At 52.6% G+C, this 12271-nt stretch carries 6 protein-coding genes; 2 read left to right on the forward strand and 4 right to left on the reverse strand.

The genetic code is table 11. From position 1 onward, the window contains the following. Window positions 1-44: 44 nt before the first annotated feature. Window positions 45-857 (forward strand): 2,3,4,5-tetrahydropyridine-2,6-dicarboxylate N-succinyltransferase, encoded by an 813-nt coding sequence (locus tag FJM65_RS18010; RefSeq protein ID WP_140623284.1) that lies wholly within the window; start codon window positions 45-47, stop codon window positions 855-857. Window positions 858-945: 88 nt separating this feature from the next. On the opposite strand, the gene FJM65_RS18015 is transcribed toward FJM65_RS18010, so the two are convergent. From FJM65_RS18015 to FJM65_RS18030, 4 genes are all read right to left on the reverse strand, one after another. After that, window positions 946-2367: a T9SS type A sorting domain-containing protein gene (locus FJM65_RS18015; protein WP_181163781.1), complete on the reverse strand. Its 1422-nt coding sequence runs from the start codon at window positions 2365-2367 to the stop codon at window positions 946-948. A gap of 360 nt (window positions 2368-2727) precedes the next feature. Then, window positions 2728-4659: a phytase gene (locus tag FJM65_RS18020; RefSeq protein WP_140623288.1), complete on the reverse strand. Its 1932-nt coding sequence runs from the start codon at window positions 4657-4659 to the stop codon at window positions 2728-2730. Between the two features lie 135 nt (window positions 4660-4794). After that, on the reverse strand, window positions 4795-8418 hold the full coding sequence (locus FJM65_RS18025; RefSeq protein ID WP_140623291.1) for a LamG-like jellyroll fold domain-containing protein: 3624 nt from the start codon (window positions 8416-8418) through the stop codon (window positions 4795-4797). Window positions 8419-8738: 320 nt separating this feature from the next. Beyond that, window positions 8739-9809: a glycosyltransferase gene (locus FJM65_RS18030; RefSeq protein WP_140623293.1), complete on the reverse strand. Its 1071-nt coding sequence runs from the start codon at window positions 9807-9809 to the stop codon at window positions 8739-8741. A 1145-nt stretch (window positions 9810-10954) separates the two neighbouring features. On the opposite strand from FJM65_RS18030, the gene FJM65_RS18035 reads away from it, so the two are divergent. Next, window positions 10955-12094: a polysaccharide lyase gene (locus tag FJM65_RS18035; protein WP_140623295.1), complete on the forward strand. Its 1140-nt coding sequence runs from the start codon at window positions 10955-10957 to the stop codon at window positions 12092-12094. Window positions 12095-12271 lie beyond the last annotated feature (177 nt).

Consider the following 12271-nt stretch of genomic DNA (forward strand, 5'->3'; position numbering starts at 1 on the left):
ATACTTACTTTTACGAAATAATAGGTACAAAGCATTTTTTGATAATGGAACTAAGAGAAACGATAGAACAGGCCTGGGACAACCGCGAACTCCTGAAAGAGTCGGCAACGGTGGAGGCGATACGTTCTGTGATAGACGACCTGGACCGTGGCTTGATTCGTGTGGCGGAGCCTGGGGATGGGGAGTGGACCGTGAACGAATGGGTAAAGAAGGCGGTGCTGCTGTACTTCCCGATACAGCAGATGAAGACGATTGAGGTAGGCCCCTTTGAGTTTCATGATAAGATCACGCTGAAGCGCAACTATGCCCAGCTGGGGGTGCGCGTGGTGCCGCATGCGGTGGCCCGTTACGGCTCGTTCCTGGCAAAGGGCGTTGTGATGATGCCCTCTTACGTGAACATCGGCGCTTACGTGGATTCCGGAACCATGGTAGACACCTGGGCTACGGTGGGTAGCTGCGCGCAGGTGGGCAAATACGTGCACCTGAGCGGTGGCGTGGGCCTGGGCGGCGTGCTGGAGCCGGTGCAGGCGGCCCCTGTCATTGTAGAAGACGGTGCCTTTATCGGGTCCAGAAGTATACTGGTGGAAGGCTGCCGCATTGGCAAAGAGGCCGTGATCGGGGCCGGTGTCACGATTACGGGCAGCTCAAAAATCATCGACGTGACGGGAAGCGAGCCGAAAGAGTATAAAGGCTACGTGCCGCCACGCTCTGTCGTGATTCCGGGCTCTTACACGAAGAAGTTTCCGGCCGGGGAGTACCAGGTGCCATGCGCCCTCATCATCGGGCAGCGCAAGGAAAGCACGGACCTCAAAACCTCTCTGAACGACGTGCTGCGCGACCATGCGGTAGCAGTATAATGCGATCCATACGCAATTACGAAAAGCCGCGCCCCCGCCAGATCAATCAGGCGGGGGCGCGGCTTTTTATAGTTTCCTGTGGATGCGCTTAACGCGAGAGCACTACTTTCATACTTTCGGTCACGTCATCGGTTTGCACCCGGATCAGGTACATGCCTGTTGCCAGGTTCGCCCCGTCAATCGGGATGCTGTTCCATTCGCCAGCCGCTGTGGTGCCTTGTTTTAAGGAAGTGATTTTGGCCCCACGGGTATCGTATAGCACCGCCGCATACCTGCCCCCATGCGGTAGGCTAAAGTATAGTTTGGTGGTGGTGGAGAATGGGTTAGGATACAGTTTCCAGTGAATGGCCGCGGTGCAGCTTTCCGGCTGTGGCCCATCAGTGGCCAGCACACCTGCTGCGTAATTGGCATCGGAAGCCAGCACCACCACGCTGGAGCTGAAGTTGGCCTTGGAGCTGGTTACATCATTAAACTTGCCTTTCAGCAACTGGAGCTCATCTGAAAAAGCAATGTTCCGGGTGCTGGTCTCCTTGTATACGATGTCACTGCCTACGTCCTTTCTGGTATAAATTATCCTTAGCTTCTCCTCTTCTTCGTTAAGCACTACTACCGGGCGGGTGCCTTTTTCAGCAACACCGTAGAGGTCGTCCCAGGTGCCGCTTGGGCGCCGGATCAGCAAGGCTATTTTCGGCAAGCCGGGCGTGTCATACTCTGTTTTTACGGCACAATAGAGCGTGCCGTCGCTGCCCAGGGCCAGGTTCAGGTGGTCGTCGGCCATACCCAGGTAAATATCCAGTGCCGATTGAGAGGCAGGCACCTCATCTGCCGACCACTCAGTTGGCGGGGCACCGTCTACGTGGGTTCTAAACCCGAATCGCTGCGTCAGGAGGTTTGTCCACATCACCCCGATTTTGCCCGGCATGGCTATCACGGCGCCCATGTCCGTTGAGTCGATGCCAGTGGCCAGTGTAATAGGTTCGCTCCAGTCTGTGTAGGGGCTGTCGCTCCAGCGCACGGTAATGCTGGTGCTGTCGTCCGAGGCAAGCCACATGCGGCCGGTACTGTCAATGTCAATGGTGCCTTCTTCGGCGTGGCGGGAGAGCGCTACTTTGGAGGGGGTTGGGCGGCTTGTCCAGGGAACATAGCTGTTGGTGGCGGCATCAAACTCCAGCGAGGTCAGCAGGCTTTTTCCCTTGTTCGTGAACAGCAGCACATGCACCAGGTTGCCGTCTACTTTGCAATCGGCAAGGTAGGCGTTCTGGGAGAGGTTCAGCATTTTTTTCCACTTATTGCTATCCAGGCGCCACAGGTGCGTTCCTTCGCGGTCTGGTAAAACGGCCCATTGTGTGCAGGCAAACTCCCATACTTTAGACTGAGATTTCCCTTCGGTGCTCTTGGTGATAGGGATGGGAGTAAGCTCTGTAACAGAAGAAAAACCAGCCTTGTCCTGAGCCATCAGCTGGATGGCTGTAAAGCAAGCCAGGAGAGTGAGGGTAAATTTTTTAATCATACCATTGTCATAAAATTTTAGGGTGACGCACCTTGCCATCTCAAATCACCTATCAGAGCAAATCCTGTTTTCCATTTCAAGAACAATGTGCTATAGGTACACGGGGAGGTATAAATATCATTTATAGATAACCATCTATAAAGATACCTATGTTGCTTATATGCTTAATTTTATATTTTGTTGTGGGTTTTGTTCAAAATTTTTTAAAAATATTACTGAAAGGCTCTAGAGGTGGTTGCTGACCTATACGCGTGTGCCTGCACCGTTGCATGCCATTGCTGGTGAGTAGGGGTTTAGGCAGTTATAAAAGAAAGTTGTGCCACGCGGCATGGCTTCAGGATCAGCCCCTGAAGTAGGCTTCTACTTTGTATGAAGCACCCGGACGGCAAAGCTGCCCTGCTCTGTCTGGACGATGACAAAGTATAAACCCGGCATTAGCCCTGTCGCTTTCAGTGTTATGTGCTGGTTTTCCCCTTTCAGGGCCGTTCCGCTCCGGAGGTTGCCAACCCGTTTGCCGCTGCTGTCCGCCAGCCAAAGTTCGTAAGCGGTGCTTTCCTTCGTCTTAAAATTTACCGTGATGTTCTGAGAAAATGGGTTGGGGTAGGCTTCCAGCTTGTCAAATGCCGCTGATGTTGCACTTAAGCCAAAGCCTAGCAAAGTAGAGTCGCTGTTTAGGGTATCGCCTATGCCCGGGGTTGCAGTATAGCCCAGGAGCTGCAAATCAAAAGCAATATCGGAGCTCGAGGGGCTGGCCTGGTGTATCTCCACGGCCAGGGTGTTGCTGCCGCTGACAAAAGCATTTGGCGGCACCGAGAAGGGAACGGCCGTGGCCCCGTCGTCTCCGCCGGAGGTGCCGGCGGCGCGGGTGGTGTAGGTCACCGATCCCGAAGGCATATTATCCCGGTATACTTCCTGGCCGTTCAGGTACACAATTACGCCATCGTCGCGCTTTACCTGCCCCTGAAAAGAGTCTATGGCTGCTGCATCCGGTAGCTCAAAGGTTTTACGGAAGTAGGTGGTGATATACTTCTTGCTTTTGTTCTTTCCATAGGTTAGCTGCGAGTTGGCATCCGGGATGCCGTAGCCAAACTTGCCCGCGCCACTGCTCCAGCCCGTGTCGTCAAAGGCAGGCTGCCGCCAGGCAGTGTCCTGATCCGAGCCGTTGTCCAGGTACTTCCACGTCGCGTTGAAGGGGATGATTTCCTGGGCTGTAAAGGCGGTGTCCTGCGGTGGCTGCGCATCGCCCCAGATGTCTTGCCAGCGGTAAAAGTGGTAAGTTTCTTCCTCTGACATCGCCACCACGGCCCCCTGCAGAAAGTCCGGTGGCAGCGCTATGCTGGTGGCTTCCAGGCCGTCGGTGGCGTTAGCGGCTATCGGAATTTCCCTTAGCAAGGGGTGCTCGTGTGGGTTAGAGGATGTGCCTTCCCGGGGGTAAACGTGCAACTGGTTAGCCTGCTGGTCTGATACAAGTATAAACCCTGTGGAGTCCGTAGCCTTGTACAGCGCGATGCCCTCCTGATCGCCGGCAAAGCTAGAGGTGCCAAACAAGGCCAATTCGTCGGAAGAGCTGTCGGGGTCTGCATAGTATTTCCTGACACCGACGCGCTCGTCTGAATAGTATACATAGCCAAGCTCGTTGTCTACGGCCACGGCCTCTATTTCCTGCTTGCCGCTGTAGTTGCCAAACTTCCGGACAAGCGTGCCCTGCACGTTGCCTTGCCCGTCGTCCTGCAGCAGGTATTGCCAGAGGTACGTGCCGTCGGTAGGCCCGCTCTTGCGGCTCACAATGGCGTAAATACTGCTATCCGACGAACTGGTGTACAGGGCAATGCCCATCGGCTCGTTTTCAGGTTCTTCTCCTGCAAAAACCTCTATACCGCCATTATCGATGGGCTCCATCTCCGGCAGGGCGTAAATCCTAAGTTTATGCGCAAATCGCTCGGTAAGGACGGCAATATCGCGTTTGGTGCCCTGCAGTTCCAGGCCATAGGCTACATCCACGTTGTTTGGGCGCGCCAGCCCGCGCACTACCTTATCCTCTATGATCTCGCCGCGCAGGTTAAAGACATACAAGGCCCCGTCGGCTTCTTTGTCGGTACCAAGTAGGAGGCTTTCTTCGGGGTTTGCCTGGTTTATCCAGATGGCCGCATCCTCAGAGTCGTATTGCACGCGCTCTGTAACGTACAGCGGCTCTACCGGGGCCGGCTCCTCCAGCGCTGTTTTCTGAGGTTGCAGGAGAGAGGCGAGTAAGCTCACCAGAAATGCGAGGGGGAGGGAGATGGTGTATGGCATGTGTTGCGTGTTCTTTTGTGGCTTGCTGTTCCAATGTCAGTGCGGTCGAATGCCTGCTTTCCGTGTTGTGCCTGCAAAAGCAGGTCAGGTGCCGTCCTGCCGGACCCATGCTGGCAGGGCGGGTCAGAAGATCAATTATTTATCCAGCAGAAGCTTTTGAGAGAAACTCTTACTGGCTGTCTGCAGCCGTACAAAGTATAAGCCTCTGGCTAAATTGGCTCCGTCCACCTCGGCTGTCTTACGCTCTTCAAGTATGGCGTTGCCGCGCTGCAGTATGTTCACAAGCGCTCCCTTGCTGTCATATAACGTTAATGTATACGGCCCGCTCTCCGGAATGGCAAAGGTGATGGTGGCGGAAGCGGAGAAAGGGTTAGGGTATACTTGCAGGGGCTGGTGTTCAAGGTCAGAAACAGTTTTTACTTCGGAGGCGGCAGAAGCAGCAAGGGAGGCGCTACCACTGGCGAGTTGGTTTATCTCCGAGGCGTTTAGGGCTTTGTTGTAAATCCTGACCTCGTCGAGGGCGCCGTTAAACTTATAGATGCCGTTATCCTGTGCCCCCAGGTGTAGCGGCAGGTTGTTGGTAGCGATGGCTGGTGCACCGCTAAAGGTTTTAGAGGCGTTCTCCTGCCCGTTTATGTAGATCTTGACAGTGCTGCCGTCATAGGTGGCGGCCACATGCATCCAGGTGTTTCCGTCGCTGGGGTACGTAGCGCTGGCGTTAACGCGGTAGGTGTCTCTGGAGGAAGCCTGGTTCATGCGGAAGAACGCGTTGCCGCCGCTGGCAAGGCCCAGCTCATAGCCGTTCGTCTCGTTGTTCAGGGCCTTCTTGATGATATACTGTGTGGTCTGTCGCGACGGCTTAATCCAGGCAGCAAGGGTGATGGCGTTGGTCAGGTCTAAGGAGGCATTGTCGGGGGCGGTGGCGTACTGGCTGCTGCCGTTCAGGAGAAGGGCCGTGCCGCTTTTGCCGCTAACCCAGCCCGGGTTGCCCACGGTTTGGGCATGGTTGCCCTTGCCTGATGCGTCGGATAAGCTCGTGCCGCTTCCCTCGTCCATCTGCCAGTGTGCCACCAGGTCTCCGCTGGTTGGGGGTGGGGTTTCTGTATTGCTGCTGCCGGTTGTAAAGCTCCACACCGACGACCAACTGCCTGTGCCGGCACCGTTTGTTGCCCGTGCTCTCCAATAATAAGTAGTGCTCTCCGCTAGGTTTGATGCCGTAACCGAGGTGCCGGTAAGGTTGCTTTTGTTGAGCACCGTAGAGGAAAAGCCGGAGGAAGTGGAAACCTGCACCTGGTACGAATCTGCACCCGAAACGGCGTTCCAGCTTAGGGTGGGGGAGAGGGCAAGGTTGGTGGCCTGGTTAGCCGGCGAGGCAAGCGTAGGCGCGGCCGGAACAGAAGGCATTCCGGTAGTGGCGTCCGTAGCCAGTACCCCCACTGCCTCCGAGCTACTGGAGGCAAGTATCACAATGTCATCGGTAAAGTTATCCTTGGTGCTGGTGGTGTTGTTGTAGGAGCCACCGCTCATCAGGGTAAGCTGGGAGCCGAACTTAATAGGAGAGAAAGCGGACTCGCGGTAAAGTATGTTTCCGCCGCTATCGCCTGAAGTATAAACTACCCGAATTTTGTTTTCTGCCTCGTTCAGGATCACCACAGGCCTGGTGCCCACGGGAGCAACATCATACGCATTATCCCAACTGCCGGACGACCGACGAACGAGAAGGACCACTTCAGGATAATTCTTGGTGTCATAGCTGGTTTTAGCGGCACAATAGAGCGTGCCGTCGCTGCCCAAAGCCAGGTTCAGGTGGTCGTCGGCCATACCGCCGCCCACGTTTAGCGCCGACTGCGAGGCTGGCACCTCGTTATTTGACCAGGAGGAAGGCGAATCACCGTCTGCGTGTGTCTTAAAGCCAAAGCGTTTCGCCACCTGGTCAGACCACAGCACGCCAATTTTTCCTTTCATGGCAATTACAGCGCAGATATCGTCAGAGGAAACACCCGAGGCAATCGTAATCGGGCTGCTCCAGTTTTTGTAGGGAGAATCGCTCCACCGCACGTTAATGGTGTTGCTGCCATCAGAGGCCAGCCACATCCGGCCATTGCCGTCTATGTCGATGGTGGCGGTCTCTACGCCGCTGTCAAACGACAGGCCCACGGTTGAGGTACGCTTAGACCATAGCTCGTAGGTGCCTTGGGCGGCGTTGTACTCGACGGAGACTATTTGGGAGGACCTGCCCTGGTAAAGAAGTATGTGCGCAATGTTGCCCACCATTCTGCAATCGGCCTTCGAGGTGGTTTTGGTAGACAGCTTCAGCACGTTTGTCCAGGAGGTGCCGTCGAGGCGCCAGAGGAACGTGCCGGATGCGTTAGGTAGCACGGCCCAATGCTTGCCATCATACTTCCATACTTTAGACTGCGGTTTCTCTCCAGTGTTAGTAGAGATGGACACAGGGCTAAGCTTCGTGATTTCTCGGAAACCCTCTGATACCAACTCCGGCTCGGGAACGGCCTCCGCTTCAATAATATACGTTTGCCCTGAAGCATACCCTCCCTGTATGGCGTTCCCCGCAGTGTCATTTATGGCTGTTCCTGAGCCTTTCAGGTCGAGACGCAAGGTGCCGGTGCCGCTGATGCCGCTTACGGCTACGTCAAACGCAGTACCCTGGCTGCCCACAGATGTTAAGGCGCCGGAGGCAATGCTACCGCTAACGTTCCCTGATACTGTAGTGGTCATAAAGTCTGAGGCATCCACGCCGGTGACGGGCTCTGAAAAAGTGGTGCGGAAGGTAACGCTGGTGGCGGTTGTGCTTTGGCCGGAAGGGGACTGGCGGTTGATGCTTGCCACTGTCGGCGGGTTAGAATCCTGCGGAGGCTCCTGGCTTGGGGCTGTTACTGTAACGGCAACAGGCTCCGATGTGGCAGTGGAGCCTGCAGCGTCTGTGGCAGTGGCGGTTAAAGTATAATTTCCTTCAGATGCCGGGGTCCAGGAGAGGGAGTAGGGGCTCGTGGCATCTTGGCCAACGGAAGCGCCGTTTACCAGAAACTCCACCTTCTCCAGAGCTCCCTCCGGATCGGAGGCCGAAGCGCTGATGCTGACAGCCTGGCCCAACGTATGGCTTGAGTTAGCCGTAGGGCTGGTGATGCTTACTGTGGGGGCCTGGTTCTCGGTAGGCGGCGGCGTTTGGGTTGCCTGGCCAGTCAGCTGCAGATCAAAGGCGATGTCGGAGCTGGAAGGGCTGGCTTGGTGTATCTCCACGGCCAACGTATTGCTGCCGCTGGCAAGGGCGCTCACAGGCACGGAAAAGGGAATGGGCGTGGCCCCATCGTCTCCGCCGGAGGTGCCGGAGGCGCGGGTGGTGTAGGTCACCGTTCCGGTGGGCATGTTGTTGCGGTATACTTCCTGCCCGTTCAGGTACACGATCACGCCGTCATCGCGCTTTACCTGCCCCTGCAGCTCCGAAAATGCCGCAGCGTCTGTGACGGAGAAAGTCTTTCGGAAGTAGGTCGTTATGTACTTGCTCGAAGAACTAGAGCCATAGCTGACCACAGTGGCGGCATCCGGGATACCGTAGCCGAGTTTGGCATCGCCGCTTTTCCAGCCTGTGTCGTCGAAGGCGGGCTGCCGCCAGGCTGTGCCTTGGTCAGAGCCGTTGTCCAGGTACTTCCACGCGGCGTTAAACGGTACGATAACCTGCTGCGCTACAGCTGTGGTAGCCAAGAAAACAAAAAAAATGAGTGTAGTTGTAATGTGTTTCATAGCTGGTTTGGGATTATGAGTTTGGAACAGGGGGCGGTTTCCCGCTTAAGAATAGAAAGTATAAAATAAGTGGTCCAACAGCGCTAGCATGCATCCCTCCCGGGGTTGAGAAGGTTAGGGTAATGACTCAATTGTAACTTGATAATATGCTATTCTGTAATTAAAGTTGTATGAATAGAACCAAAACAAGTCGAATGAGAGCAATTTCTTAGTCAGGTCATCTTTGGCGAGAGTGAACAGATAAAGGCCTCCTGACGAGAAAATCAGACAGGTATCAGGACTATGAAGGAAGGGTGGCTGTCTGATTTCGGCTGGTTCCGTTATAGGGGAAACTCTATCCCGGCTTTTTTCAAAAACCTGCTGGCGGAGGGCTTTTCATTTGCCTTAAGGAGCCGCTGTTCGAGCTGTAGGACGGTGCCAAAGTTACGGTACATCACCCTGTGGCCTCTGAAGGCAAGGATTTTATACGTGAGCGACGTGAGCTTTAGGCTAAGGCGTTTGCTCTCGTCAGAACGCTTAGGCGTATGGAGCCTCCTTAAGTAAAGCCCAAGGGCTTTGGCCGTGTACGATAAAAGGATATAAAACACGCCCAGATAGAAGGTAAGGTGGGTGTGGGCACCCCTGCTTATACGGATCCGGTAGGGCATGATGACCTCATAGCACTGGGGCCCTTCCTTAATAAACTGCTGCAGGTAGGCCCATTTTGTGCGCACAGCTGGCATAAAGTGCTGGAAGGTAAGGCGGCTATCGTACCACATGTCGTAACCGGCCAGGGCAAAGGCATAGCACAGCTCATAGTCACCGCCCGAACTGAGTCTGCCGCCTGCCCTGTCGGTAAGCATGGGCCTGAAACCGCAATGCATAAGTTTGTTATAGGCCGACCTTCTGGCAACGCAGCCTGCCCCATATACATAATAGGAGGGCACTTTGCCAGATGCTGGCGCCTGTGCCCCGTTTGCATAAAAGCCATGCCCTAAGGCCCAGGCCGGCGGCTGTTCTTCAAAAATGAGGGTGCCGTGGCCGCCAAGTATACCTATGTTTGGGTGCTGCGCCATGATATGGTAGGCAGTGGCTATGTATGCTGGGTGCAGCCAGTTGTCGTCGTCGCAGAAGAGCACAAACTCATACTTAGACTTTTTGAAGGCCAGTTCGCGGGCGTGCGTTAATCCTTGTTTCGGCTCAAAAAATACATGAAGCGGGGTCGTAGTGCCATACGTTGCCCACTCTGCCAGGGCTACTTCGGAGGTGGCGTCGGTAGAGGCATTGTCTATCACAACTACTTCCCAGTCTATCCCCGGCTGCACCTGCTGTTGTGCCACATGGCGTAGCGTGTCGGGCAGCAGGGCGGCGCCGTTATAAGAGCAGATGACAACTGATATTCCTAGCCTCATGCGTTGACAGCTATTCTGGTTACTGAAATGTATTGGCCTGCCCCATAAATACAAGCTTTTGGCTGTAGCAAATTTAGGCAGGCATCACAAGCGCAGAGTACCTGCTGGTCAGCTTTTCCTGCTGCTTCCTATGGTTTCAATCAGCGGCTCCAGCGTATGTTGCTTCCGCTCATTAGCTTGTGGCTAATGCAGAAGTATAAGCAGTGTTAAAAGCTGATGTTTTCTCTGTTTAAAGTACGTTTAAAATTGATTTTAAAGTACGCTCCTAGGGCCTTTCTAAGCTATTTGTTTACGCAGCTCTTTTTCCCTTTGATCAGGCAACGCCTGATTTTGTCATCATTAGTTGCGGGCGAGGTATGTTGCAGGGAGCCTTTTCGGCTTTCTCTTCTCGTGCCCTGCCTCTTCATTATCCGTGCAATCTGTTAGCATACTCCTTTTATTGATAAAAGTTTTTTAGGATATAAGTGTTTGTTTTACAATGTATTATGGCTATATGTGTATAGGTTTTTAAACCGCGCGTAATAATTGATTTTCCCTCCCGTTATTAATTCTGAAAAGTGCAACTACGGCAAAGTGACGTGCCGGTTTTAGGTTTTATGATAATTTATATTTAAATAATATGAATATCTTAAATTTTCTCTAAATTGAGATTTGCACTTTTGTTCCGCCGCCTCTCATAGTTTACAATCAGCGTTATCACAGTTATTCTTAGAGTGTATGCTTAAAAAAGTTACATTCATGGGATTGTACTGCTGTTTTTGTATATATAAAGTTGTGTATAAAACAAGCCTATTTTTGTGTTAATAAAAGTTATTTATTGCTTTTATTAAAGAACTTTTCAAAAATTTGGGTGAATGGCTTTCAAATGTAAAAACAGGTGCTTTACCTTTGTCACAGACATTAAGATAAAATGTACAATAAATAACGAACCTGTAAGGTTGGTTAAGTCTTTAAGTTTTATGTTTAACTGTTATATTATTTCGGTGCGTATGATTAGACTTTTAGGTGGTAGTAAATAAGTATAACTAAGAACCGTAAATCACTTAAACTTTAAAATTACAACTTGTTTTTAGTAGAACATCCTATTTGTTCTGACAAAAATCAAATTAATTAAGCCAATTTTCAATTTTATTAGCCAAAACAAAATGAATTCAAGATTCAAATATATCCTTATGCCCCTACTGGTGGGCGCCGTTACATTTTCTTGCGAGCAAAAAGACCTTGATGAGGTGACACCAAACGGCGGTTTCAACGCCGAAACAACAGCAAACGCTACGTCAGCTAACTACATTTTCCAGGAGACATTCGAAGGATCTTCTGCTTTCAGTGGCCGTCACACGCAGTTCGGTTCTTCTTACTCTTTCCAGATGGTGGACAACCCTGTGTACAGCGGTTCTAAGTCTGGCCGTTTTGAGCTGCGCAGCTCAGACCAGGAAGTAGCCAACGGCACAAGAGCGGAGGTGATTGTAGCTGACCCGGCAACAAACAAAAACAGATGGTATAGCTTTGCTGTATACTTCCCGTCTAAAGACTATGCTTATGACTCTGGAAGCGAAGTGATTAGCCAGTGGTGGCAAACTTCAGGCAGCACGCAGGCCACTTCACTGCGCGTACGCAAAGACAGGCTGATCCTGAGAACTGGTAACAACTCCAGCTCACTGAAGGAAATCGACCTGGGCCAGATCTCTAAAGACAACTGGCAGGAGTATGTGTTCCACTTTGTGCACTCTAACGGTAGCGACGGTCTGATCGAGGTCTGGAGAAACGGCACTAAGATTCTGGAGCACACAGGTGGCAACATGTACAATGACAAGATGCCTAACTGGAAAATTGGTGTGTACAAGGCCAGCTGGAACAACGGCGAGACCGAGACTTCTAAGCGCGTGCTTTACTACGACAACATTCGTGTAGGAAACGAGAATGCCAGCCTTGCTGACATGACAACCTCTACTTCTGACGCCCCAGCCCCGTCTGAGCCAGTAGTTGAGGAGCCGGCAACAGAAGCCCCGGTAGTTGAAGAGCCAGCTACAGAAGAGCCGGCAACAGAAGCCCCAGTGGTAGAAGAGCCAGCAACCGAGGAGCCAGCAGTAGAAGAACCTGCAACAGAGGAGCCTGTAGTTGAGGAGCCAGCGACTGAAGAGCCTGCGCCATCTGAGCCAGTGGTAGAGGAGCCGGTAAGAGAAACTACTCCTTCTGGTAACCACGAGAGAAGAGACAGAAGAGAATACAGACAGAGCAGAGGCGATTACAGCCATTCTTCCTGGAAGTCTTCTAGCAGACGTTAATCTCAAGCCTTACTTGCTAGTATTTGCAAAGCTAGTATAACCAGACAACCCGTCTGAGATACCTGAAAAAGCAGCTAAATTAATTTTAGCTGCTTTTTTTATTGCCAATGCGTTGACTGTCAGTTTGGTATGGTGGTATTTGCCTGTCGGCCTTGTCAACCTCATGCTTTAATGTGT

The sequence above is a fragment of the Pontibacter mangrovi genome (assembly GCF_006385705.1).
GTDB classification, from domain to species: Bacteria; Bacteroidota; Bacteroidia; order Cytophagales; family Hymenobacteraceae; genus Pontibacter; species Pontibacter mangrovi.

Excerpts from the sequence above, each read along its gene's own strand:
- FJM65_RS18010 (WP_140623284.1), top strand. The coding sequence starts at position 45 with ATGGAACTAAGAGAAACGATAGAACAGGCCTGGGACAACCGCGAACTC.
- FJM65_RS18015 (WP_181163781.1), bottom strand. The coding sequence starts at position 2,367 with ATGATTAAAAAATTTACCCTCACTCTCCTGGCTTGCTTTACAGCCATC.
- FJM65_RS18020 (WP_140623288.1), bottom strand. The coding sequence starts at position 4,659 with ATGCCATACACCATCTCCCTCCCCCTCGCATTTCTGGTGAGCTTACTC.
- FJM65_RS18025 (WP_140623291.1), bottom strand. The coding sequence starts at position 8,418 with ATGAAACACATTACAACTACACTCATTTTTTTTGTTTTCTTGGCTACC.
- FJM65_RS18030 (WP_140623293.1), bottom strand. The coding sequence starts at position 9,809 with ATGAGGCTAGGAATATCAGTTGTCATCTGCTCTTATAACGGCGCCGCC.
- FJM65_RS18035 (WP_140623295.1), top strand. The coding sequence starts at position 10,955 with ATGAATTCAAGATTCAAATATATCCTTATGCCCCTACTGGTGGGCGCC.